The following is a 23269-nucleotide window of genomic DNA, read 5'->3' on the forward strand; positions in this document are numbered from 1 at the left end:
TTCTCTTGCGAAAACTATACCGAATCTTGCGTATCACTGTCAAGGCCGGCAGACGCCTGCCTTTCTCGTTCTTCGCGGGTCGGCGGCACATAATCGAGGCCTCCCGGATGAAACGGGTGACAGCGGCAAATACGTTTGGCTGCCAGCCAGCTTCCGCGAAGCGGACCATGCTTGTCGATCGCTTCCAGCGCATAGGCAGAACAGCTCGGATAGAAACGGCAGGTCGGCGGCTTGATCGGCGAAATAAACCGGCGGTATACGTGAATCGGTGCTTTAATGATTGCTCGCATGGCCGCAGCCTCCTTTGGTTCTATCATGACGTAATTTCATCATAACGTCAATTTTTACAACGTCTCAACAAACTCGACACTAGCCATGTCGTAATTTTATAGTTAATATGTCACAGTAACGTATTTAACAGCGGTTTCAATTGTGTTAGGGTTAAACCATGTCGCATAATCAGAGCACGAAAAACTGTGATCGCACGACATCTATACCAAATCCAAGCACTTAACAGGAGGAATTTCTAGATGATTCGCGTAGGAATGCTTAGCTATTGGCATGTTCATGCCTGGGATTACACCAAACAAGTTCAAGGAAATCCAAACACAGAGATCGTAGCTGTATGGGATGAGCTGCCAAACCGTGGTCAAGAGAATGCGGACAAACTCGGCGTACAATTTATCGCTGACCTGGATGAGCTGCTTGCTCGCACAGATATCGATGCTGTTGTTGTAGATACACCGACAAACATGCACCGCGACGTAATGGTTAAGGCTGCACGCGCCGGCAAACATATTTTCACAGAGAAAGTTATTGCTCCAACGCTTAGCGAGGTAAACGAAATTATCGCTGCTGTTAATGAAGCAGGCGTTAAATTGACGGTTTCCCTTCCGCGTATCAATGATTCTTACACCCTTGCTGCACAAGAAGTGCTTAGCAAAGGTTTGCTTGGCGAATTGACTCAAGTGCGCGTTCGTTTGTCCCACAACGGTGCGACAGCTGGCTGGCTGCCTGAGCATTTCTACAACTTGGAGCAATGCGGCGGCGGCGCTCTGATCGACCTGGGCTGCCACCCGGTTTACCTGACTCGTTTGTTCCTTGGCTTGCCTGAGAGCGTTAATGCGACTTTCGGTCACGTTACAGGCAAAGAAGTCGATGACAACACCGTTACAACTTTGCGTTATGCAAACGGCGCATTCGGTATCGCAGAAGCGGGCTTCGTTAACGCGTGCTCCCCATTCTGCTTTGAAATCCACGGCACAGACGGATCGCTTCTATACGGCTTCCCGGATGAAGCGGTTCGCGTACGCAGCACGAAATCGGATTCGCCGCAAGAGTGGGTTACAATCGAGCAACCAGCTAACCGCATCCCTGCTTTCGATCAATGGGTAGGTCACATCTTGAATGACACAACTGCGGATGAGAACATCGCGCTTGCGATCGATCTGACGAAAATCATGGAAGCTTCCACGATTTCCGAGAACGAGAAACGTTCCGTATCCCTGTCCGAGCTTAAAAACTAACCAACATTCCGAAGAAGGAGGTGGCAGCGCCTTGGCTAAACCGTTTACGTACTCCATCATGGCAACTCGCAGTGATGAAATCGATCGGCTGGACATTCAGTTCCGCTGGGGAGGGTATGGCTTTCGCGTACTTCGCTGCCATCTCGCTACCTTCTCTCCGGGCAAAATCGTTCGCTTCCACAAGCATTCGGAATACGAGTTTCATTTTATTCCCCGCGGTAAAGGCACAGTCATTATGGAAGACACCGTCCACCAGCTGCATGAAGGGTTGTTTTATTTAACCGGTCCGAATGTACTCCATCAGCAAGAAGCGGATGCCCGCGAAGCGATGGATGAGCTGTGTCTGCATATCGATATCGTGCCGATCCAAGAAAGTGATGACGAGGAAAGCTGGGGGGATCCTTGGGAACGCCATGAGGCGGAGAATTGTATTCAGGCGCTCAACAACTTGCCGCTGCGTCCGCATGTCGACCAGTACAACGCGATGTCTTGGTTTCTGTCGGCTTACCGAGCTTGGACAGAAGGACAGCCTGGTGCCTTCTCTTCGATCAAGCAATCCATTATTCAGATCTTGCTTCGCGCATCACGGATGTCGTCGGTACCTAACGCTACGTTCAAACCGCCATCTAGGAATATGAATGAACACCGGTTTCGGATTGCCACCCAGTTTATTCACGACAACTACGCACAGCCATTAACGCTTCAAGAGGTTGCTGAGCGTATTCCAATCAGTGCAAGGCAGCTGCAGCGGATCTTCCGCGAACAGGGTGAAGAATCATTTAGTGCGTATTTAGAAAATTACCGGCTCTCTCAAGTATGCTCCGCGATTATTGAAGGTCAGAATCCGATCGAGCATATTGCGCTTGAGCATGGTTTTGCCAGCAGCAATTATTTGTATTATGTCTTCAAGAAGCGGTTTAACATGACGCCGAGACAGTTCCGCATTCAGCATACGTCGGTGAAGTCGTCCGGAATGGACGAGAAGTTAAAGGAGATGAATCGAAGTTGACCACAACGAAGCCTATTCGAATTGGGATTATCGGAAGCGGCGGTATCGCGCATGCTCACGTTCGGCAATATAAACAATTACCGGGCGTTGAAATTGTTGCCGTCGCGGACGTCATTCCAGGCAAAGCCAAACAATTTACGGAATCGCTCTCATTGACAGATACGCAAGCTTTTGACAGTCACCGCAGTATGCTGGAATTGGATCTGGACGGAGTCAGCATTTGTACGCCTAACGTTTCGCATCATGCCACCACGGTCGATTCCCTTCGTGCCGGCAAACAAGTCCTGCTTGAGAAGCCGATGTCCGTTACACTGGCAGAAGCTGTTGACATGGTGCAAACAGCACGCGAAACAGATCGTATGCTGACAATCGGCTTCCAGCCGCGCTATGACCCTAATATGAAGCTTGTACAAGACATCGTACAGTCCGGCAAGCTCGGCAATGTCTATTACGTAGAAACCGGCGGCGGACGCAGACGCGGTATGCCTGGCGGCACTTTCATCAGCAAAGCACTCGCTGGTGCAGGCGCAATGGCGGATATCGGCTGCTACTCGCTTGATATGGCCTTGAACGCACTTGGCTACCCGCGTCCTCTGACCGTTTCGGCATTTACAAGCAATCATTTCGGCACGAATCCGCTCTATCATCCCGAAGCAAGCAAGTTTGAAGTGGAAGACTTCGGCGTTGCGATGGTTCGTTTCGAGAACGACCTCGTGCTTCAGTTCAAGATCTCTTGGGCGATGCATATGGACTCACTCGGCTCCACGATGTTCCTTGGCACGGATGGCGGCCTCAAAGTCACTCCTCATGGCACCGGCAACTGGTCCGGCGTTTGGGATGGCAAAGTCGGCAGCATGACGCTGTACCATGATTTCATGGGTCAGCAGACATCTACTCCTGTTCCTGCGATTGAGCACAATAAAGACCTGTTCTTCGAGAAAGTCCGCGACTTCGTGGATGCGATTCGCGAAGGCCGTCCTGCTCCGATCCCAGGCGAGCAAATCATGATTCAACAAGCTATTATTGACGGTGTTATTCGTTCCGCAGAGCAGCGTCGCGAAGTTGAAATCGTATTGCCTTGGTAAGCTGATCAGCTGCCTGCGCACGACAAAAAAGCCTGCAAGCCAGGTACCCGCTCTTCTCCAGAGCGTGTATCCAGCTTGCAGGCTTTTGTCTTACCTGCGGAATCCCGGCAGCGGTAGGAACAACATCGCAACAGGCAAGTTACTGCCCGCAGCTAAGGTGCATACCATTTCGACGGATTCTTCCGAATTGCCGGTGCGGTATAATACGACCGCTTCTTTATTGTCTTTAAGAATCGTTTCATTCGCGACGGTAACGACCTGACCGTTAATCATAAAGGCCCCTGTATAGTAACCGCCACGTGCATTCAGAGCAATCAGCGTGTTTGGCGCAACATGCGGCAGGCGCAGTTTGTAAAGCACGCCGAAATTCCCGATGTTGTACTCTAATTGGCCGGATGTATCATCGATTCCGTCCAAATACGTGTCCAGCTTCTTATCGCCAAGCATGATTCGCTGCGGCGTTTCACCCAGCGTGTCATTCAGATCAATATCGCGGTTTGCATTGTAGAACGTACCTCTGACATGCTTGCCATCCCGTGGCATAATGGACAGATTCGGCAGCTCTGCAATCGGGTTCTTACCGGCAGCAACAACGACGATTTGGAAGGTCAGCTCTTGGTCGGCATAGATATCAGCATAAGCCGAAAGAACTTCCATGATTTTCATCGGCGTTTTCGAAATTTCCGGTAGAATCTCCTTCGTTTCATGCGGTCTGATCGTCAACCACCTTGGAGAAGGATTCTCGCCAATTGACTTCAAGTATCGTACGGTAGAAAGCTTACCGGTGTTGACTACATAAGGATCTGGACCGCCAACTCCCATTGAGCTGGTGTTCACATTAACCGGTGTGCCATTGTTGTTTGTGGCAAGCAGGTACATCTTGACCGGATAGCCGATGTTGTTCACATTATGGAACATGAATCGAACTTGCCCTGTTAGCTGTGCCTCGTATGCAATGCCCTCTTGAAGCAGCGTCTCCGGGCTGTTACTGCGCACCATCTGAGCCGATTCCGATTGGAACGTATACGTCAATGCCGGAATATTCAGCACGGAATTGGCGTCGATGCTGAATTTATCACCGATATCGGTAAATAATTTATTATATTCATCCCGTGTGTAGAGCACTTCGAGCGTCACCGTAACCGTCTTGGTAACGGAATGAACCATGCCATGACGATCCTCTACCTCCAGCGTAACTTGCTTATCGCCGGCTTCGAAGAATGCCTTATCATTGCCTGTCCATGTACGACGAACAATATCGTTCTCATCATCCGTACTTTGATCGATATAGGTAATATTCTCACCAATACGGTAGCTGGCTCGTTCTGTCGTAAAGTCGGCAACAGGCGCCTGATTCGGCGGCTTCACTTCGATGGTTACAGAGAACGGATCGCTCCATAAACCATTAATATCTTGCACTTGTCTAGTAATGGTATAGTAGCCCGCATCCGGGAATACATCCATACGACCTTCGTAGCGATCGTCGACGAAAGGTGCGTCCGTATAGTTAATCGAACGATCGATGTACGCTACTGTCGTTTGGCCTGCATAAACTTCAGTCGGCTGTACCTCGAAAAACGCTTTAGGTTTCTTCGGAACGACAACGGTATTCCAAGACAACGAAATTTGCTTCCCTGCTACTGCAATCGCGCTGTCTGTAAGTACGCCCCATGAACGAAGCGGTACCATGAGGGAACCATTCAGAATATACGGTTTCCCGGTCAGCTTAACAGGCGTGCCGCCGCGATAAGCATATACGCTTCCAAGCTTGAAACGAAGGACATTCGAAGCGCCTGTTGCGATCGATTCCTTCTTCTTCGCATCATACGAGATGACGTACCCGTAACGGGACGCAATGGAGCTAAACGGAATAAATGTGGTATCTTTTACTGCCGTAACCGGCTGTGAAGATTGGTATGTCTTCCCATTATGCTTCATTACCTTGCTTCCGATTTGCAAAATAAGCGTATCTGAGGCACCTTGAGCCGATGCCGTTTCGCTAGTAATGGTGGAGAATGGGAATATCAGGAACGATAAGATCAGTAACCATTTCAACGATTTCATGCTGCGTCTCCTTTGTTCTCTCTTAGTTGCAGACAGCGTAAGAACGAATTGCGTGCTGCTGCTGATTTGCCAGCCGCCGTTGTCACGTTAAACGTAACCGAGACCGGAAAAGTTGCGGGAGATTGGGAAGAGACAAGCTTTAGACACATCTGCGGAATCGTCGTTTAACCATTTACTCGCATGTTAATTAAGAATAAAGAAGCCATTCCGATAAATGCTAGAATAGTAAAAATCCCTACAACCATTCGAACCTTCTTGGCTTTCATAATCCGCCTTACATCCGGCTGTTGCTTGGCCAGCGTAACGGAACGGTGCACGAATAAAAATACGATTGCGAGCGTTACAAATACCATATTGGTTAAAAACCACAATTGCTGCCACATGCCTGTTACCTCTCCTAACCTTTCGCTTATGCATACTAGAGTAGACTAACGGAATCCGAGCGAGATTGCAAACATCGGCGGCTGCGATTATCATGAAGAAACGGCAATAATTGAAAAGGATGATGAATGAAATGGTGCTGCAAGCAACTTCGGAGGCCGCTGTATTCCCAGGCTTTTCCGCAACAGATTTTGATGTATTCGAGGTCCCGGGCCTAGAAGCCCGCATGTCGTTATTAATTGAACGGATCCGGCCGAAGCTGCACGAGCTAGGCGAGCGGTTGTCGCCTTTCTTAACGGAGCTGTGCGGGGAGCCGATGTTCCCTCACGTTGCCAAACATGCACGCAGAACGATTAATCCGCCGAATGATACTTGGATTGCTTTCGCCCCGGGCAAGCGTGGTTATAAAATGTTCCCGCATTTCCAAATCGGACTGTTTGGCTCGCATCTCTTCGTGCAATTTGCCATTATTTACGAGTCGGACAACAAGTCGGTGTTTGCCGAGCACGCGCTGAACCAATTGGACGACATTGCCAAACATATCCCTGCCCATTATGTATGGTCCGGCAACCATATGGTGCCAGGCGGCGATACGCAAGCCGAGCTTGGCGCTGACGGCCTTGTTCAGCTGTTCGAGCGTCTTCGTACGGTGAAAGCGTCCGAGGCGCTCTGCGGCATCATTATCGACCGCAACGACCCTCTACTGCTCGACGGTGACGCATTCATTCATAAAGTGAAGGAAACATTCACGACTGTACTGCCGCTTTATAAAATGTCCTTCTAATCAGGTTCAATTTAGCTAAAGGGCTGACTCCACTTGTTCGTCTCGAACATAACGGAGTCAGCCCTTCTCGCTTCTTCTGCGGCCTAATCGATACTCCTGCGGCGATAAGGTAGTCCATCGCTTGAACTGCCTGCTGAATGCGCTTAAAGAGGCAAAACCAAGCATCTCACCGATCGACTCTACGGCATGCCTGGATTGCACCAGCAGCTCCTCCGCTTTGCGTTGTTTCATCACACCCAAGAAGCGTTTTGGAGCAATGCCATACACCTTCTTGAATACCTCGTTACAATGACTTCTGCTTATGAATAATTGCTTCGCAATTTGATTAATTTCCAAATCGGTATATACCGCTTCAATTAGCTTCTGTTGAATGACATGAGCCAGCTCGACCTCGGAGGCATGAAGGCGTTTGCGACTCGCTTGCACGCCGTTGCCCGCCTGCTTCATAGCCAGTTCTACAGCATGCAGTACCAACGACTGAATAGAGAGTTGAACGTTGTACTTTGCGAGTACGTCATAGCTATCAACATTCACGGTTGGCGGAGCATGCAAGGTGTCAGTTTCAGATGGTTGATTGCGCTTGATATATCCGAGAAGATCAGCGAACTCCTCCTGCAATCGTTCGATTCGCTGTGACAGATGAACATAGTTCATATCCTTCAGTGCGTGGGTCAGCTCCGGATCTTCGATGCCGAAATGGACGGAGAAATAGACGAAGCCAAGGTTTGATTCATTAATCGTACTGTGTTTGACCCCTGGACCAATGAGCAGCCACTCCCCCGCAGACATCACCACAGGATCACCGTGAATCCACTCTGTCAGCTGCCCGCTATAGCAGTGAAGAAGCTCATACCCGCTGTGCTCATGGAGCTGATAGGACCATCCGGCATCGACTTCTCTTAAATGGCAATCGGCGACAGCAAGTACGCTGCGCAGCATACGATAGTGAAATGGAATAACCATGGCAATCGACCTCTTCATCGCATAATGATCAATTCACTGCCTTATTCAGTGCTTACACTCTTCATTTTAACGACAAATGGTTAAATTGTAACGTGTTATCGCCATAGTCTCTTCGCCTTCCATGACCGTACAATAGGTTTATCAAGCGCTGAGGAGAGAAGTAACCATGCAGGTTCGTCTAAATGAAGAACAGCTAGAATTTTATAAACGCCATCATTATGTTCATCTGCCCAATGTAGTGCCTGAGCAAGCGCTGCTGCTGGCAGAACGGATCATTAGCAAATGGGTCGATGATCTTGTGGAAGCTTGGTCTGAACAGAAGCTGATTACCGATAAGAAACAAGAGCTGGACTTTCAGCACCGGCTTGTTCAAATCTGGCATGACGCGGGGAAGCCCAAGTATGGCCGAAGCCCTCGCCGCGACCTCGTGGGCAGGGACATGTACAACTTCTTGAAAGATCCTGCGCTGCTCGATATTGCGCAGCAGCTGCTGGAAACAGAAGACGTTTCCGTTCACGGCATATTCAATGCCAGACCGAAGCTGCCGGACCAGAAGTGGACGGATACACCATGGCATCAGGATGCTCAATACTACCGCGACGCCGAGAACACTCACGTCGTATCCATATGGATGCCTCTGCAGCGTGTAACCGAATTTAACAGCTGTCTGCAGATCGCGCCTGGTTTCTTCGACCGGACGCTGCTCGATGGCGTTATCGACGAGGAGACGAACTTTCTGGGGCTTAAACGCGAGGATGCCGCTAAGCTTACCGCACTATCCGTAGAGATGCAGCGCGGCGACGCCCTCTGTTTCACTCAGCTCCTCCCCCACCGAGCACTGCCTAACCAATCGGACGCCGTACGCTGGTCCATGGATATCCGTTATGAAGCGACTGCGGTCGCAACTGAAAGCGGCAAAGCACAAGGCTTCATTGCCAGAAGCCCTATGCAGCCATCGAGTGAAGCATCCTATGAGAAATGGCTGAGCCAGTGGACGGCAATTCCTGCCGGGAGTTATTGATAGAATCGAGAAAAAGCCTTACGTCCATGATGGACGTAAGGCTTTTTTCATGAATTCCTTGATTAAGCAGCTACTGCTTTCTTAGCAGCCACGCGTTGGCGTTTCGCTTTACGGAAGAAGAAGAGCTCATAGATACAAGGGATAATCAGCAGTGTAAGCAATGTTGCTGCAGCCAAACCGCCGATAACCACGATTGCTAAGCTTTGGGATACGATGCTTCCGCTCTCGGATGAACCGAAGACGAGCGGCAGCATAGCCGAGATCGTTGCGATTGCCGTCATGAGAATTGGGCGAGCACGCGTTACTGCTGCTTCTACCAATGCTTCGCGGATACCCATCCGTTGTTCGTTCTGTTTCACGCGGTCAATGAGAACGATCGCGTTCGTGACCACGATACCGACGAGCATGAGTGCTCCGAACACCGCCGTAAAGTCAGGCGATACGTTCGATACGAGCAAGGCTACGACTGCTCCGATTGCTGCAAGCGGAAGCGAGCACAGAATAGCAAGCGGCGCACGCAATGTTTTGAATGTGACTACCATGATCAAGTATACGATACCGATCGCAACCAGCATGATAATACCCAGATCCGCGAAGTCTGCCGATTGATCTGCAGATGCACCGCCAACGGTGAACGTTACACCATCAGCTGCTTTAAGAGCATTCACTTGCTTCGTAATTTCTTTACCTACGATCGACAATTGGCTAGGATCGACGTCAGCCGTTACACGAACATAAGCTTTGCCGTCTTTATGATAGAATACGCTTGGCTGTTCGCTCTTCACAAGCTTAGCCACTGTAGACACCTTAGCAGGGCCTTGTGCTGTCATAACGGTCAGCTCGTTCAGGTCATTCTCCGATTTCGGATCCGCAAGCGGTTGAAGAATGACGTTCGTTGTACGATCATCGATATTCACTGTACCCAGTGGAATTGGATTCATCATCCCTTGAAGCTGCTGAGCAACCTCTTGGCCGCTCGATTTCAACGGATCCACTTGGAACGTGTATACAGGTTTCATTTGCTCTTGATTCGATTTCACTTTAATGACATCTTTGACCGGTTTAATGGCAGCCATTACTTGATCTGCACCTTTGGAGATCGCATCCAGATCATCGCCGGATACGTCAACTACAACCTGAGTGGAGCTTCCGCCGCCGGCAAAATCCATTGCGCCCGCATTCAGATCGGCTCCCGGATAGGAGGAACGCTGACCTTTCACATCATTAATCAGCTTCTCGGCATCCGCGCCTTCCTTCATATCAACCAAGTACGTAACCAGGGTAGGGGAAGTTACCTCACCGTATTGCGCTCCATCTGCGCTGTTACCGTTCTGCATGAGAACCCAGTCAATATCGTTGCGATCGTTCAAGAATGTTTCAAGCTTGCGACCTTCTGCGATTACTTTATCCGTCGGTGTATCGCTGGAATATTCCAACGTTACGGATAAGTTTGCGGCGTTGGAGGAATCAATCGCCCCTTTAGGCATCGACATGTAAGCACCAACAGAACCAACAAGCAGCAGGACGGCAATGACAAGCGGAACCCATTTATGCTGCAAGTTCCAGCTTAAGAAATTGGCAAAACGTTTGGAGCCTTCGTGCTCCTTCATCTTCGTGTTACGCAGCAGCACCGCGCTTAGAATAGGCACTACGGTTAGAGCAACCAGTAAGGATGCCAGAAGCGAGTACGTTACGGTTAATGCGAATGGCAGCAGGAACGCTTGAAGCGAACCGCGCAGCAGTCCCATTGGCAGGAAGACGGCTACCGTTACGAGCGTGGAAGACGTAATCGCCGTTGCCACTTCTTTCGTTGCGTCCATGACAAGACCAACCGAGAACGTTTCTTTCTGCAAGCGGCGGTAGATGTTCTCGATGACGACGATACTGTCATCCACGAGACGGCCAACCGCAACCGCAACACCGCCGAGCGTAATAATGTTAAGCGTTACGCCGGATACTTGCAGCAAGTAAAGGGTAATGCCAAGCGAGAGCGGGATCGATACGATTGTCACAAGCGTAGCTCTCAAATTACGCATGAACAGCAGGATTACGATTGTTGCGAACAGCGCGCCCATCAATACTTCGCGAAGCATCGAGTTTACGGAATGCACAACTTGCTCCGATGTGCTCGACAGTACTTTGATTTCGACGCCTTTCATATCCTTGTTAAGACGCTCTACTTCGGCGTTCACGCCGTCGCCGACTTTAACGGCATTGGCATCCGCCGTTTTGGAAATCGTGAGCATGAGGACATTCTTGCCATCCAGGCTGCTGATGCTCTCTTGTTCCGTTTGAGCTTCCACTTTAGCAACATCGCCAAGTGTTACGCCTGCTGCGACCGGCAGCTTGCGGAGCGTATCCAGATCGCTAATTGCCGCTTCCACATTGATGTTGCCGGATGCGCCATCGATTGTTTTCTCGCCGATGGATGCCGCAACGCCGCGGCCTTGAAGCACGCCCATAAGAGACGCGAACGGAACGCCTTTCTCTGCCAGCTTAGCCGAATCCGGAATAACGGAGATATTCGGGTTCGATTTGCCGCCTAGCGACACATCACCTGCGCCATCTACTTTCTTAAAGGCGTTAATCAGGTCTTTCTCCATTTTCTCGCGGTCTTTCTCCGCTACACCATCTAAGTTAATCGATACCCAAGAGATTGGAATCATGGATGTGTTGAATTGTACAACGTACGGAGGCATAACGCGCTCCGGCAATTGAACCGAGCGAATCGCAGCTTCAACCTCCGCTTTGGCTTCTTTCATGTTTGTTTTGGAATCGAAAGCTAAGTCGATTTTGGAGAATCCGTTACCGGAAGATGACGTCATGAGGCTCTTGCCTTTCACGAACTGTACCGCTTCCTCCAATTTGGCTGTAACGCCGGTCTCCATCGATTTGGCATCATAACCAGGTCCGATCGCTGCAATCGTAACCATCGGATTATCAGCTTCAGGCAAGAACTCCATCGGAAGCCTGTAGTAACTGATTACCCCCATCACGAGTGCCATTAGCACTACGAGTTTCATAGCGGCCTTATTGTTAAAAGCCCATTTGGTAATAAACTGCATTTCTACCTTTTCCCCTTTCATATGGTTCTCCTCAGAACTCCTTGTTAAAGAATACCTTTTTCCAATAGGGGATGTAAACGTCTGTAGACCAGTATTTATCCCCGACCTAAGACGGAGGCGGAAGTACGACTTCGGACAAAATGAGTGATTACTCACTTTACAGTTAGAGGGTGGGAGCGGTAAAATAAATGTGAGTAATCACTCATTTTCTAACGAGGATGTGAGCCCTAATGACTAATTTATCAACCTCAGCTTCTCCCGCTCCGGTCGTCGATGTGCGCTCTGTTACACGACGTTTCGGCAGCAAAACCGTTCTGGACGACATCTCATTGCAAGTAGAACGCGGCGAATTGTTCGGCCTGCTTGGTCCTTCCGGCTCCGGCAAAACTACGCTGATCAAGCTCATCACCGGTATAGACAAAGCCGACGGCGGTTCTGTCTACATGCTGGGCGAACAGATGCCGAAGCTGTCGATGCTTCAGCGCTTTGGCTATATGGCGCAGTCGGATGCGTTGTATAACGAGCTTACAGCCAAAGAGAATTTGACGTTCTTCGCAGCCTTGTACGGTCTTAAAGGTCCGCGCATGATGCAGCGGATCGAAGCTGCGATGACAATCGTCAATCTCCAAGATGATCTGAACCAGACCGTCGCTGCTTATTCCGGCGGGATGAAGCGGCGCTTGTCGCTAGCCCTCTCCTTGCTGCATGAGCCGGAGCTGCTCGTTCTCGATGAGCCTACGGTCGGCATCGACCCCGTATTGCGGCAATCGATTTGGAAGGAGCTTGGCGACATGCGCAAACGAGGTACAACGATTGTCCTTACGACGCATGTCATGGATGAAGCAGACAAATGCGATCGTCTTGGACTCATCCGAGACGGCAAGTTGACTGCACTCGGGACTCCGGAAGCGATCAAGGCAAGCAGCGGCAGCTCTACGATTGAAGAAGCTTTTATCGTATATGGCGGAGGTGTTCGCGAATGAGGATCAGAGCGCTTGCGATTCGAATCATCCGCCAATTTGTTCGCGACAAGCGGACGCTGGCACTCCTGTTTCTAGCCCCTCTGCTTATTCTTACGTTAATGAAGCTTGTATTTAACGGCAACACGGTAGAACCTCAGATCGGCGCCGTACAAATCCCGGCCGCGTTGGTCGAACGGCTGGAGAAGGCCGATGCTGAAGTAACGACTTACGATACCGCTGCAGCAGCTGAGCAGGCACTCCAAGACGGAGATCTGGACGCGGTGCTTTCGCTTGGCGGAGGAGGAAAACCTGCGATTACCCTGGAAGGAAGCGATCCTGCTTCAAGTAAAATGGTGCTGCTCCTGCTGCAGCGCATGATGGGTGCTGATATGCCTGCAGTTCAGCCCTCGATTACGTATTTGCACGGCAGCGAGGACATGGCTTCCTTCGATTCCTTCGGGCCTGTGTTGATCGGCTTCTTCTCGTTCTTCTTCGTCTTCATGCTGGCAGGCGTATCCTTCCTCAGAGAACGAACAAGCGGCACATTGGAGCGTCTGCTGGCTACGCCGATTCGGCGCTCGGAAGTCGTACTCGGCTATTTATCCGGCTTCGGGTTATTCACACTGCTTCAAGCAGCGTTGATTGCATGGTTTGCCATTAACGTCCTTGGCCTCTATATGGATGGGTCCATCTGGCTGGTGCTCATGATGAACCTGCTGTTATCGTTAACCGCACTGACGCTCGGAACGCTCTTGTCTTCTTTTGCAAGCAACGAGTTTCAGATCATCCAGTTCATTCCGCTCGTAGTCGTGCCTCAAGTCTTCTTCTCGGGTTTGTTCAACTTGGATTCCATGGCACCTTGGCTGCAGAAGCTAAGTACCATCATGCCGCTCTATTACGGCGCAGATGCAATGCGTGGCATTATGATTCGAGGCGAGGGCTGGAGCGATATTCAGCTGGATGTCTACGTGCTCGTAGGGTTCTCGACTGTCTTTGCCCTGCTGAACGTCCTTGCGCTAAAGAAACACCGTGCCATTTAATCCGATCACACTTCTGTGATATCATCAAGATTAACGAATTGAACGTGGTGATGGCATGAAGGAGTTGTCCGTGATGAATGGGAATGAAACGATGGAACAATGGGTGGAAGAGCTGCTCCGAAACGACAGCGGCGGAGAGAAGATGACCGAGAAGCAGGTGAAAATTTTACAATCCGCCATTGAGATCTTCGCCGAGAAAGGTTTCGCAGGCTCTTCGACCAGCGAGATTGCGCAGCGTGCCGGAGTCGCGGAAGGTACCATATTCCGGCATTACAAGACCAAGAAGGATTTGCTGCTCTCGATTGTGGCGCCTGCGATGACGAAGCTGATTGCCCCCTTCGTCCTGCGCGGCTTCAATAAAGTGCTCGATGCTGACTACGAGAGTTACGAAGGCGTTATTCGCGCAATGATTGAGAATCGGATCGAGTTCATTTCGAAGCATCGCAACATCTTGCGGATTCTCATGCAGGAGATTCCGTTTCACCCGGAGCTGCAGGAGCATTTTCAACGGGATGTGCTCGGGAAGGTGCTCAGCCGTCTTCAGAAGCTCGTGACGCAATTTCAAGCGAAGGGGCAAATGGTTGATTTGCCTTCGATGACTGTCGTAAGACTGAGCATTTCAACCATCATGGGCTATGTTGCAGTACGAACGTTCTATGCGGAACGTAAGGACGCCGTGTGGGATGATGAGCGAGAACGCGAGGAAACGGTGTCGTTCATCATGCGCGGTCTCGGCATCACCAAATAACTTGTGACATGCAAAAAGCACCTGCCTCAGTTATGCCGTAGCGGCGTTCTGATGCAGGTGCTTTCATTTTTATCGTTGGGATACCGATTTCGTTTGTTCTACCGATGAACTGTCCAGCAACCGGAATCGCAGCAGCAGCGTAAGCGCCGCTAGCGACAACAATCCGCCAGCTACATAAGGAAGCGTCAAGTCTACCGTGAAGAGGAACGCTCCGAACAGCGGGCCGATAATCCGTCCCAAGCTGTCCATGGACGAGCTCAAGCCTGATGCGACACCTTGTCCGACGGTTGTCTTCTGCGTAATCAACGATGTCACGCACGGACGAATTAACGCGTTGCCGATTCCGAAGATCGCGAGGTAAATCGTCGAGCTGAGCAGCGAGTGCGATGTAACCAAGAGAAGGAAACCAACAGCGGAAATTATCAGGCCGGCCGTAATATACATCGGCTCTTGGCCTTTGCGAATCCGTCTGCGGACGATTCCGCCTTGAACCAGTGCGCCGACGAGACCGCAAACGAGGAACATCACGCCTACTTGCAGGGGAGTGACATCGAATCGCTTCATCCCGAACAGCTGCAGCGTCGCTTCAAGCCCCGCGAGCGATAAGGATACAATCAGCGCGAGTACATATAAGTATTTGACCGAGCCTGTAAAAGCACTCCAGCGCGAAGGCTTCACTTCCCCTGCCGCTTGCCTCATCTCAGGCGTCAGCGATTCCGGCAGCTTCGTGACCGCGATTAGGAATGTGACGAGTGCGAGTGCCGCTGCCGCGAAGAATGGCGTGTTCTGCGAGACGAGACTCAGCAAACCGCCGAAGCCGGGTCCGATCGTAAAGCCAAGGCCGATCGACATGCCGACAAGCCCCATTCCGCGTGTCCGCTGCTCCGGCGGCGTTATATCCGCAACATAAGCGACGATAACGGACGTGACAGCTCCCGAGAACAACCCGCCGAGCAGCCGCGATGCATACATAATCGGCAGACTTCCGTCTGCGATACCGAATAATAGGAAGCTGGCCGCAAAGCCGAGCACGCCCGTAAGTATAACCGGACGACGTCCGATACGATCGGACAGTCCGCCCCATAGCGGCGAAAGCAGAAAGGATACCGCGGAATACACGGAAAGCATCATGCCGGTATGAAATTCTACCGAGCCCGGACTCGCTTTCTTAATAAGCTCCGGCAAAACCGGAATAATAATCCCAAACCCGATAAATGTCGTAATAAGCATGACCATTACTATGCCAAGTCGTTTGTCTTTGTTTTGTGTCATTTTGTTCCCTCCACCCCATCATGTTACCACATCTGCTTTATGTCTTGTTATGAACAAATGAAGAACAAACAAGAGAAGCAGAACGGCTCCGCTGACCAGAAAAGGAGAATGAGGACCGAGCATATCCCATAGCTTGCCGGACATAATGCTGCCAAACACCATGCCAAGGCCTTCAATTGTGAGGAAGAATCCCCATACCGCTCCACGTTCCGATTTGGGAATTGCTTGAGCAATCAGTGCGTTCCAAGCCGGGATAATGCAGGCATAGCCCAGACCGACAAACGCCACGATGAGCAGAACTAGCGGTAAATTGCGTGTGTAACCGAGAACGGACAACGAAATTGCCGCCATCAGAAATCCGACATGAAGAAACCACTTCGTGCCGAAACGATCGACCCATTTGCCGACCGGAATTAGCCCGATCACCGTTACCGCACCACCTGCAACAAGATACATGCTGTACTGTTGCGGAGTTAGGTGCAGGACAGTACGTGCGTATTGCGTCAGAACAGGCGTAAGCAGCCCCAGCGCAAAATTCTGCGTAAACATCGCCGGATACAGCAGCTTACTTGCATGTAAAGAACTGCTCACCTTGGCAAAATATCTGCGTACCCGCTCCCGCATCGATACCTGCTCATGAGCGGTTTCAGAAGCTGCAGCAACCGGCGCTTCTTCTCGATTTTCCAGCTCCATCGACCGTTTCTTCCCTGGCAGCAGCAGCGCAACGATGATGACGACAACCATCATTCCAATTAATATCCGAAAGGCAGGTGCATAGGTATGTGTGATGAAGAAATTAATAACGATCGGGCCGCAGCCGACGCCCGTCAACCATGCCATGTAAACAACACTCATGATCGTGCCGCTCGACTCATTGCCGGCCACAGTAGTTGCTCCATTGATGACGCATGGCCATAGCGGTGAAGTTCCGATTCCGAGCAGCAGACAAGCCACGACGATCCAGCCCATTCCGTGCAAATAGGAAACGATCAGCACCGACGCACTTGTGAACAAGACGCCGAATAGCATGACGTAGCGGTATCCAATGCGGTCGATAATCCAGCCAAGCGGACTGCGAAACGCGTTATCGCCGATATATTGCAGAGCAAGTGCCCAGCCTACCGCATACGCAGATAAATGGAGCACTTCCCTCATATAAACAGGGAGAATCGAGACGAGCAGAGCACCCTTCACGAATTCAACCAAATACATAATGATGAGCAGCTGGACGACGAATGGTGACGACAAAACCTTTTTTCCTGCCCAGCCCTTACCGATACTCATGTTCGCTCCCCTTTTCTGCTCATTAATCGTGCTGGCTATGTAGACTCTAGTCTCAACAAAAATGTTGCTTGCAATCCCCCCTAGTTTTGCTATACTCAACTTTGTTTGTTACAATCCACACGAAAGGCTGGGATGAATGCTATGGATCATACCCGGACTCCGCTGTTTAGCGCATTGCGTACTCACGCGGCCAACAACCCTGTACAATTTCACATTCCCGGACACAAAAAAGGAGTAGGGAGCGACGCTGAGTTTCGCGAGTTTATTGGAGACAATGCGTTGTCGATCGACCTTATAAATATTGCTCCGCTCGATGATTTGCACCAACCGACCGGCGTCATTCAAGAAGCCCAGAAACTGGCAGCCGATGCTTTCGGAGCTGATTATACCTTTTTTTCGGTACAAGGAACAAGCGGCGCCATTATGACGATGATCTTGACGGTCTGTAACCCAGGCGACAAAATCATCGTACCGCGTAATGTTCACAAATCCATTATGTCGGCCATTATTTTTGCCGGTGCGCGTCCTGTCTTTATCTCGCCGGCTCGTGATTCCAATCTCGGGATCGATCACGGCATTACGACGCGTTCCGTGAAACGCGCACTGGATCGTCACCATGATGCAAAGGCTGTTCTCGTCATTAACCCGACTTATTATGGTATCTGCGCAGATCTGAAGGAAATCGTCGAGCTTGTACATAGCTATGACATTCCTGTACTCGTAGACGAAGCACATGGCGTGCTCATTCATTTCCATGAGAAGCTGCCGATGTCTGCCATGCAGGCCGGCGCCGATATGGCGGCAACAAGCGTTCATAAGCTGGGCGGTTCCATGACGCAAAGCTCGGTTCTGAATGTGAAGAGCGGCCGAATCAATGCACAGCGCGTACAAACGATTATCAGTATGCTGACGACAACATCGACATCTTACATCCTGTTGTCCTCGCTGGATACATCGCGGCGCAACCTGGCCATTAACGGTCATGATATTGCAGAGAAGGCCATTTCTCTTGCTCAGCTTGCACGTGCTGAGATTAACAAGATGCCTGGCTTATATTGTATCGGAGAAGAAATTCTCGGGGACGAAGCAACCTATGATTACGATCCGACGAAACTGGCTATTCATGTCCGCCACCTCGGTATTACCGGATACGAGACCGAGAACTGGCTGCGCGAGCATTACAACCTTGAAGTTGAGCTCAGCGATATGTATAACATTCTGGCGCTCGTTACGCCCGGCGATACTTCCGACTCCGTTGGCACACTGCTTACGGCTCTGCGCGATCTGGCCGAGCAACATCAAGGAAACGAAGCCAACGAGCTTGTCGTGAAGATTCCGGAAATCCCGCATCTCTCTCTGACGCCGCGTGAAGCCTTCTACGGTCAGACTGAGGTTGTCCCGTTCAAAGAATCAGCCGGACGCATCATAGCAGAATTTATCTATGTGTATCCGCCGGGTATTCCGATCCTTCTGCCGGGTGAAGTCATCTCGCAGACGAATATCGATTACATCACCGATCATGTGGAAGTCGGCTTGCCGGTGAAAGGTCCTGAGGATCGCAGCATTCAATTCGTCAAAGTTATTTTCGAAGAAGAAGCGATTTCGTAGTACTCAGCTATACAGGTTGCTTCCTATACAACCATGTAAGAAAGCAAGTCCCCAGCTTCCGACTCTTCTAACCAAGATCGGGCTGGGGACTTTTCTTTTCTCGGGGCCGTGTTATTGGCGGTTATTGTCAATCCTTTTTCAGAATGCTATGATGTGGGAGGGGGTGGGCTTAATGGGTCAAAGCGCTTACATTAAATTCGTGCAAGGTTCAGCAGTTGAACATCTCAGCCTCGATGAGGTGAAGGAAAGGCTTGGCCGCTACCGGGAACAGACCTCGTTAACCGGTCAGCAGCTTGGATGGGACTACACCGAATCCGCTTTTCCCTATACCGTTGAAACGAAGCCGGGCGAAGAGAATCGTTGGTTCTACTTGAAAGGCACTTCGCCGCAGTACAACTACATCTTATTCGGAGTCGGCACGCAGGAGTCCGGTGATCAGAGCATCTCGCATGTGCAGGTTGTGCTCCCGGATACCGCAACACACGGCGACAAATCCAAAGCCAATGAGCTTTGCAAATACTTCGCCAAGCACTTAAAGGCTGAGTTAACGATGTTTAACGGCAGAACCATTTACTATAATCCTCGTAAATAACACAAAACTCCGAAGCCATAACGGCGTCGGAGTTTTCTCTATTGTGCATCTATGCAGTCTTAAGCTTCGTTCTCGCTCTTTGCGATTTCCTCATAGATCTTCGTTACGCGTTCCCACTCTGCATCATCTTCGATACCAACCAGGAATGCTTCGCCGTCCTCTTCTTCAATACGGAAAATAACGCCGTCAGCTTCCGGATCGTTGCGGTCCAGCAATACGGAATACACTTGTTCTTCGGATTCAAACGTAAATACCATGACCATCTCACGCTCAATGCCTTCCTCGTCCGTGACAAGGAATACGTGTTCTTCGTGATCATGATCGTGGTTGCAATTCTCGTCGTGCACGTGATCGCTCATTGTATACCCTCATTTCCATTAATGATTCATTTCCTTCGTATCGTAACATGGAACAATCTCAGGGTCAAACGAAAGCGCCGCATCCTGTGGGATTGCAGCGCTATGCGTATGCTTATTGAGCTTTGGCCGTAATTGTTTTCTCGGAAACTAACTTCCAATCGTCGCTGCCGGCTACTTTCATGTAAAATCTAATCGTGTATTTGCCTACATCGTCGAAGGTATAGTTGATATCATCCGTACGATACCAGAAGTTATCCTTCTGAATCGTAATGTTCTCCGATTGGATCAACGTGACATTACTCTTCGGATCCTCGATTGTTACCTTTACAGCAGAAATATCGGTTTGAAGGTTATCAATCTGGGCAAACACTTTGAATGCAAACTTATTCCCTTTCAGAACGTTACCGAAGATCGTATTATCCTTGAATAAGAACATGTGTACATTAGGCTTATACAAGGTAACCTTCTTCGATGCTTCATCCCAATACACAATGGATTGCAGCGTATTGGCTACTTGGCGAACTGATAAGTATGTTTTGCCGTCCGTAAAAATCCCTGCGTCGTCGAGCTCATTTCCATTCACGATAACCCGCACCTTCTGAGAAGCGGAATCCGCGAAGAGCATTGTGCCGCCCCACAGCGACAACACCAACGTCAACATGAGAAGTCTTCTGAACTTCATGGTAGCAAACCCTCCGTCCGTAATCTGGATGTATGGTTATACTCTCCAAGTCGTCCAAAGTTGCGCCAGTTCGCAAAAATATTTCCTTACCAAAACCTGTCATATTATGTTGAAACATGCGCTTGCCTGGGAAATATTTAAGGGAAATGGATGACGCCTTTATACGTAGGTCCGCGTCAAAATACACGGTACGCCCTTCCCCATTGCTCCCGGCTGCTTCATGCCTTCATAATAACGCATCCCTCTTGCACAAGGGGTTTTACAGACTGCACAAGTGTCCGAAAGCACAAGCTTCAGTACTGCCTGCTTCCGATCCGATGGACTTTTCTTCTTCTTGACGACTTTACCTTTAGGAGCCATATTGATCCGCACCTGCCTATCTTCGCATTCCGTTCATAGCTATCGTATGAATGAATAGGCACTGGTGTGCATGGCTGAAAAGCACTCCCTTGCGATTCCGGATTAGCAAGGTTTTCCTTTTCATTTGCATGTAGAAATGATAAATTGAATAGTAACGTACAGCTTAGGGAGGATGTCCCGATTGGATATTCAAATGCTCGGAACGGGTAGTGCATTTGCCAAAACCTACTTCAATAACAATGCACTATTTTATACAGATCGCCATACCCTATTGCTTGATTGCGGCACAACAGCGCTGCTCTCTATGCATCAGCTTGGAAAGTCCGTTGACGAGATCGATGCCGTACTCATCAGCCATATTCATGCCGACCATATCGGAGGCTTAGAAGAGTTCGCCTTTCAAATGAAGTTCATATATAATCGCAAGCCGAAACTGTTTATCCATGAATCACTGGTTAACTCCTTATGGGAAAGCTCTCTGAAGGGCGGACTGCTGCAGGATGAATGTCCAGCGCTTGAGGATTATTTTGAAGTGATCCCGCTCCAGACAGGTGTCAGCACAGAGCTTCTGCCTGGATTCGTCGTACAAGCGATACATACCGACCATATTCCGAATAAGTTCAGTTTCTCCTTCCTCATTAATGAGAACTTCTTCTATTCGGCGGATATGAGGTTTAATCCCGGCCTACTGGAACAACTGGTCCAGGATGGGGTTCAGACGATCTTTCACGACTGCCAGCTGAAGCCTCCGGGAGTCGTACATGCAACTCTTCAAGAGCTGCAATCGCTTCCTCCCCATATTCAAGAACGCATCTGGCTCATGCACTATGATGACAGTAAGCCCAAGGACCTCGATCGGGATGGCGTCATGCGGTTTGTTGAACAGCATAAGCGATACACCTTCTGAGAAGGTAAAAACGATAATAAGCCCGCTGCATTGCAGCGGGCTTATTGTTGCTTTATCTCAGACTGGCTTGGCAGCTAGAAGTTAGGCAGTTGATCCAGATTGTTGGTCGGATCTCCATCCGCATCCCCTCGAATGTAATGCTCGCCGTCTTTTCCTTTAAATACGTTCACGCCGGCAATCGTGCCGTTATTCGCTTCTGCCAGCGCCTGCTCGTAATTGAGCACGCGACCCGAAGAAGTCTTAAATGCCATTAAATCTCCATCGCCATTCTTCTGCGCGGCAACGAACCTCTCAGCTGCCGCACCGCTTGCTTGCACACTTTCGTTATCTGAACTGTTCATCGTTGTTTCCTCCTCTGCGCTTGCATGGCGCTCAAGTAGGATGGCTGATATTCTCTGCTATTATGCAGCTGCGAGGATAGGCGGAACCAAAAAAATCCGGTGTGCCCCCGCGGGCACGACCGGATTTAAGGGTTGTTTTCTTCACGTAGCGGAGGCTTCTGCTGGCGCGAATTCGCCGCACCCGGTAAAGCAGGTGTCATATCTTTGGGTTTGTTAGGTGAATCATATACTTCACCGAACACGGATCGCGTTGTTGGATAAACCGTGCTTAGCACATTTTCCTGGTTGACAGCCTTGACGGCCGGGACCGTGTCTGAAGCATGTTGCTGTAAGCACCCGGAACACATCAATAAACATAGAGCAGCTCCAATTGCTTTCCTCAAGCTATACCACTCCCTATGGATCGAATTACCATGTTGGGAATAGTATACCCGTGCTGTCACCAAAGCAAACTTAACGCTTGGATTTCAGCTCCGGCGGCAGCTTTCTTCTCCACACAAATGCTTCATCATAAGCGACTGTATCATGGATCACCATCTTTGCCACGCACACGCAAACCGTACCGACGATACTGAACAATCCAACCAACCACACCGCCAAATGGGCAGCTTCCGCCACTAGACAACCCGCCTCTCCACTGATAAAAGCGCGCGCGCGCTCTCCGCGCTCTCGCGCGGCGAGCGCGCTGCGCTTGAGTACACCTTATGCGGGTTTACAGTAAATTAGACTATTTTTTTGTGGAAACTTGTTGACATCTTATTTGCCGTTTGATATATTAGTTCTTGTCACTTAATGAAGCAAGGCCATATGATCTGGTAGCTCAGCTGGGAGAGCACTATCTTGACAGGGTAGGGGTCACAGGTTCGAACCCTGTCCAGATCACCATAACTTAAATCGTAGAACCCTTGATAGATAAGGGTTCTTTTTGTTTGTGCTCGGAAGAATCAATTGTGTTCCAGCAAGCTTGATGTGATAGTTGATGTAATTAAACAAAATTAGAACGTCACATAGAGTCAAGAAAAAAGAAGGACTATGTCCTTCTCAGGCTGTCGAGAAAGTCTCGACAGCCTTTGTTATATCCTCATAATTTAACACGACACCGCGTTAATATAGTATAATATAAGTAACAAATAACAAACGGATGGTGTTGTAAAATGCTACGTTCAAATCGGGATAAACAACAGAATTACGAGTTCGTTTCCATAGAAGATCTAGT

23 protein-coding genes and 1 tRNA gene are annotated in these 23269 nt (G+C 49.9%); 12 read left to right on the top strand and 12 right to left on the bottom strand.

Annotation, left to right across the window (positions count from 1 at the left end; genetic code table 11):
- Positions 1 to 14 precede the first annotated feature (14 nt).
- Positions 15 to 290 carry a membrane protein insertion efficiency factor YidD gene (gene yidD, locus BLW29_RS05625; protein WP_218147087.1) on the bottom strand — a complete coding sequence of 92 codons (276 nt, stop codon included), beginning with the start codon at positions 288 to 290 and terminating at the stop codon, positions 15 to 17.
- Between the two features lie 240 nt (positions 291 to 530).
- Here yidD and BLW29_RS05630 point away from each other — a divergent pair, with 240 nt between their 5' ends.
- From BLW29_RS05630 to BLW29_RS05640, 3 genes are read left to right on the top strand one after another with little or no spacing between them, the layout of a single operon-like run.
- Positions 531 to 1526, top strand: coding sequence for a Gfo/Idh/MocA family protein (locus BLW29_RS05630; RefSeq protein WP_090976959.1), 996 nt, complete (start codon positions 531 to 533; stop codon positions 1524 to 1526).
- A gap of 31 nt (positions 1527 to 1557) precedes the next feature.
- Entirely contained in the window at positions 1558 to 2535 is a 978-nt protein-coding gene (locus BLW29_RS05635; protein ID WP_256208365.1) for an AraC family transcriptional regulator, read from the top strand.
- Positions 2532 to 3620 (top strand): Gfo/Idh/MocA family protein, encoded by a 1089-nt coding sequence (locus BLW29_RS05640; protein ID WP_090976961.1) that lies wholly within the window; start codon positions 2532 to 2534, stop codon positions 3618 to 3620. The genes BLW29_RS05635 and BLW29_RS05640 overlap by 4 nt, the downstream gene beginning before the upstream one ends.
- 90 nt (positions 3621 to 3710) lie before the next feature.
- On the opposite strand, the gene BLW29_RS05645 is transcribed toward BLW29_RS05640, so the two are convergent.
- On the bottom strand, positions 3711 to 5684 hold the full coding sequence (locus BLW29_RS05645) for a stalk domain-containing protein (protein WP_090976963.1): 1974 nt from the start codon (positions 5682 to 5684) through the stop codon (positions 3711 to 3713).
- Positions 5685 to 5848: 164 nt separating this feature from the next.
- Complete coding sequence (locus tag BLW29_RS05650; protein WP_090976965.1) at positions 5849 to 6067, bottom strand: hypothetical protein; 219 nt, start codon at positions 6065 to 6067, stop codon at positions 5849 to 5851.
- A 131-nt stretch (positions 6068 to 6198) separates the two neighbouring features.
- On the opposite strand from BLW29_RS05650, the gene BLW29_RS05655 reads away from it, so the two are divergent.
- Positions 6199 to 6849: a YktB family protein gene (locus tag BLW29_RS05655; RefSeq protein WP_090976967.1), complete on the top strand. Its 651-nt coding sequence runs from the start codon at positions 6199 to 6201 to the stop codon at positions 6847 to 6849.
- A 57-nt stretch (positions 6850 to 6906) separates the two neighbouring features.
- Here BLW29_RS05655 and BLW29_RS05660 read toward each other — a convergent pair whose 3' ends face one another.
- Positions 6907 to 7812: a helix-turn-helix domain-containing protein gene (locus tag BLW29_RS05660; protein ID WP_177186493.1), complete on the bottom strand. Its 906-nt coding sequence runs from the start codon at positions 7810 to 7812 to the stop codon at positions 6907 to 6909.
- A 166-nt stretch (positions 7813 to 7978) separates the two neighbouring features.
- Here BLW29_RS05660 and BLW29_RS05665 point away from each other — a divergent pair, with 166 nt between their 5' ends.
- The gene (locus BLW29_RS05665) at positions 7979 to 8833 is read left to right on the top strand and encodes a phytanoyl-CoA dioxygenase family protein (protein ID WP_090976969.1); all 855 of its coding nucleotides are present in this window, start codon (positions 7979 to 7981) and stop codon (positions 8831 to 8833) included.
- A 62-nt stretch (positions 8834 to 8895) separates the two neighbouring features.
- Here the strand turns inward: BLW29_RS05665 and BLW29_RS05670 are convergent, their stop codons facing one another.
- The gene (locus tag BLW29_RS05670; RefSeq protein WP_371264676.1) at positions 8896 to 11919 is read right to left on the bottom strand and encodes an efflux RND transporter permease subunit; all 3024 of its coding nucleotides are present in this window, start codon (positions 11917 to 11919) and stop codon (positions 8896 to 8898) included.
- A 209-nt stretch (positions 11920 to 12128) separates the two neighbouring features.
- On the opposite strand from BLW29_RS05670, the gene BLW29_RS05675 reads away from it, so the two are divergent.
- The 3 genes from BLW29_RS05675 to BLW29_RS05685 all read left to right on the top strand — a co-directional run bounded on the left by BLW29_RS05675 (position 12129) and on the right by BLW29_RS05685 (position 14648).
- Positions 12129 to 12881, top strand: a complete 753-nt coding sequence (locus BLW29_RS05675; protein WP_090976971.1) for an ABC transporter ATP-binding protein — start codon at positions 12129 to 12131, stop codon at positions 12879 to 12881.
- Positions 12878 to 13900, top strand: coding sequence for an ABC transporter permease (locus BLW29_RS05680; protein ID WP_090976973.1), 1023 nt, complete (start codon positions 12878 to 12880; stop codon positions 13898 to 13900). The genes BLW29_RS05675 and BLW29_RS05680 overlap by 4 nt, the downstream gene beginning before the upstream one ends.
- Positions 13901 to 13973: 73 nt before the next feature.
- Positions 13974 to 14648 (top strand): TetR/AcrR family transcriptional regulator, encoded by a 675-nt coding sequence (locus BLW29_RS05685; RefSeq protein WP_090976975.1) that lies wholly within the window; start codon positions 13974 to 13976, stop codon positions 14646 to 14648.
- A 69-nt stretch (positions 14649 to 14717) separates the two neighbouring features.
- Here BLW29_RS05685 and BLW29_RS05690 read toward each other — a convergent pair whose 3' ends face one another.
- Positions 14718 to 15920 (bottom strand): MFS transporter, encoded by a 1203-nt coding sequence (locus BLW29_RS05690; protein WP_090976978.1) that lies wholly within the window; start codon positions 15918 to 15920, stop codon positions 14718 to 14720.
- A gap of 18 nt (positions 15921 to 15938) precedes the next feature.
- The gene (locus BLW29_RS05695; RefSeq protein ID WP_090976980.1) at positions 15939 to 17204 is read right to left on the bottom strand and encodes an MFS transporter; all 1266 of its coding nucleotides are present in this window, start codon (positions 17202 to 17204) and stop codon (positions 15939 to 15941) included.
- Positions 17205 to 17345: 141 nt separating this feature from the next.
- Between BLW29_RS05695 and BLW29_RS05700 the strand changes: the two genes are divergently transcribed.
- Together BLW29_RS05700 and BLW29_RS05705 are read left to right on the top strand one after the other, a co-directional pair.
- Positions 17346 to 18812, top strand: a complete 1467-nt coding sequence (locus tag BLW29_RS05700) for an aminotransferase class I/II-fold pyridoxal phosphate-dependent enzyme (RefSeq protein ID WP_090976982.1) — start codon at positions 17346 to 17348, stop codon at positions 18810 to 18812.
- A 172-nt stretch (positions 18813 to 18984) separates the two neighbouring features.
- Positions 18985 to 19404 (top strand): DUF1885 family protein, encoded by a 420-nt coding sequence (locus BLW29_RS05705; protein ID WP_090976985.1) that lies wholly within the window; start codon positions 18985 to 18987, stop codon positions 19402 to 19404.
- Between the two features lie 59 nt (positions 19405 to 19463).
- Here the strand turns inward: BLW29_RS05705 and BLW29_RS05710 are convergent, their stop codons facing one another.
- From BLW29_RS05710 to BLW29_RS05720, 3 genes are all read right to left on the bottom strand, one after another.
- A complete protein-coding gene (locus tag BLW29_RS05710) occupies positions 19464 to 19763 on the bottom strand; it encodes a DUF1292 domain-containing protein (RefSeq protein ID WP_090976987.1) in 300 nt (99 codons plus the stop codon).
- A 112-nt stretch (positions 19764 to 19875) separates the two neighbouring features.
- The gene (locus tag BLW29_RS05715; protein ID WP_090976989.1) at positions 19876 to 20445 is read right to left on the bottom strand and encodes a stalk domain-containing protein; all 570 of its coding nucleotides are present in this window, start codon (positions 20443 to 20445) and stop codon (positions 19876 to 19878) included.
- A 159-nt stretch (positions 20446 to 20604) separates the two neighbouring features.
- Entirely contained in the window at positions 20605 to 20805 is a 201-nt protein-coding gene (locus BLW29_RS05720; protein WP_090976991.1) for a hypothetical protein, read from the bottom strand.
- 172 nt (positions 20806 to 20977) lie between these two features.
- Between BLW29_RS05720 and BLW29_RS05725 the strand changes: the two genes are divergently transcribed.
- Complete coding sequence (locus BLW29_RS05725) at positions 20978 to 21712, top strand: MBL fold metallo-hydrolase (protein ID WP_090976993.1); 735 nt, start codon at positions 20978 to 20980, stop codon at positions 21710 to 21712.
- 74 nt (positions 21713 to 21786) lie between these two features.
- On the opposite strand, the gene BLW29_RS05730 is transcribed toward BLW29_RS05725, so the two are convergent.
- Positions 21787 to 22053, bottom strand: coding sequence for a DUF3892 domain-containing protein (locus tag BLW29_RS05730; protein WP_090976995.1), 267 nt, complete (start codon positions 22051 to 22053; stop codon positions 21787 to 21789).
- 453 nt (positions 22054 to 22506) lie between these two features.
- Entirely contained in the window at positions 22507 to 22671 is a 165-nt protein-coding gene (locus BLW29_RS05735) for a hypothetical protein (protein ID WP_256208370.1), read from the bottom strand.
- 191 nt (positions 22672 to 22862) lie between these two features.
- On the opposite strand from BLW29_RS05735, the gene BLW29_RS05740 reads away from it, so the two are divergent.
- Positions 22863 to 22938 (top strand) — tRNA-Val (locus BLW29_RS05740).
- The last annotated feature ends 331 nt before the right edge of the window (positions 22939 to 23269 follow it).

The sequence above is a fragment of the Paenibacillus sp. CF384 genome (assembly GCF_900106745.1).
Taxonomy (GTDB): Bacteria; Bacillota; Bacilli; order Paenibacillales; family Paenibacillaceae; genus Paenibacillus_Z.

Excerpts from the sequence above, each read along its gene's own strand:
- yidD (WP_218147087.1), bottom strand. The coding sequence starts at position 290 with ATGCGAGCAATCATTAAAGCACCGATTCACGTATACCGCCGGTTTATT.
- BLW29_RS05630 (WP_090976959.1), top strand. The coding sequence starts at position 531 with ATGATTCGCGTAGGAATGCTTAGCTATTGGCATGTTCATGCCTGGGAT.
- BLW29_RS05645 (WP_090976963.1), bottom strand. The coding sequence starts at position 5,684 with ATGAAATCGTTGAAATGGTTACTGATCTTATCGTTCCTGATATTCCCA.
- BLW29_RS05650 (WP_090976965.1), bottom strand. The coding sequence starts at position 6,067 with ATGTGGCAGCAATTGTGGTTTTTAACCAATATGGTATTTGTAACGCTC.
- BLW29_RS05655 (WP_090976967.1), top strand. The coding sequence starts at position 6,199 with ATGGTGCTGCAAGCAACTTCGGAGGCCGCTGTATTCCCAGGCTTTTCC.
- BLW29_RS05660 (WP_177186493.1), bottom strand. The coding sequence starts at position 7,812 with ATGGTTATTCCATTTCACTATCGTATGCTGCGCAGCGTACTTGCTGTC.
- BLW29_RS05665 (WP_090976969.1), top strand. The coding sequence starts at position 7,979 with ATGCAGGTTCGTCTAAATGAAGAACAGCTAGAATTTTATAAACGCCAT.
- BLW29_RS05670 (WP_371264676.1), bottom strand. The coding sequence starts at position 11,919 with ATGAAAGGGGAAAAGGTAGAAATGCAGTTTATTACCAAATGGGCTTTT.
- BLW29_RS05675 (WP_090976971.1), top strand. The coding sequence starts at position 12,129 with ATGACTAATTTATCAACCTCAGCTTCTCCCGCTCCGGTCGTCGATGTG.
- BLW29_RS05680 (WP_090976973.1), top strand. The coding sequence starts at position 12,878 with ATGAGGATCAGAGCGCTTGCGATTCGAATCATCCGCCAATTTGTTCGC.
- BLW29_RS05685 (WP_090976975.1), top strand. The coding sequence starts at position 13,974 with ATGAATGGGAATGAAACGATGGAACAATGGGTGGAAGAGCTGCTCCGA.
- BLW29_RS05690 (WP_090976978.1), bottom strand. The coding sequence starts at position 15,920 with ATGACACAAAACAAAGACAAACGACTTGGCATAGTAATGGTCATGCTT.
- BLW29_RS05695 (WP_090976980.1), bottom strand. The coding sequence starts at position 17,204 with ATGAGTATCGGTAAGGGCTGGGCAGGAAAAAAGGTTTTGTCGTCACCA.
- BLW29_RS05700 (WP_090976982.1), top strand. The coding sequence starts at position 17,346 with ATGGATCATACCCGGACTCCGCTGTTTAGCGCATTGCGTACTCACGCG.
- BLW29_RS05705 (WP_090976985.1), top strand. The coding sequence starts at position 18,985 with ATGGGTCAAAGCGCTTACATTAAATTCGTGCAAGGTTCAGCAGTTGAA.
- BLW29_RS05710 (WP_090976987.1), bottom strand. The coding sequence starts at position 19,763 with ATGAGCGATCACGTGCACGACGAGAATTGCAACCACGATCATGATCAC.
- BLW29_RS05715 (WP_090976989.1), bottom strand. The coding sequence starts at position 20,445 with ATGAAGTTCAGAAGACTTCTCATGTTGACGTTGGTGTTGTCGCTGTGG.
- BLW29_RS05720 (WP_090976991.1), bottom strand. The coding sequence starts at position 20,805 with ATGGCTCCTAAAGGTAAAGTCGTCAAGAAGAAGAAAAGTCCATCGGAT.
- BLW29_RS05725 (WP_090976993.1), top strand. The coding sequence starts at position 20,978 with ATGTCCCGATTGGATATTCAAATGCTCGGAACGGGTAGTGCATTTGCC.
- BLW29_RS05730 (WP_090976995.1), bottom strand. The coding sequence starts at position 22,053 with ATGAACAGTTCAGATAACGAAAGTGTGCAAGCAAGCGGTGCGGCAGCT.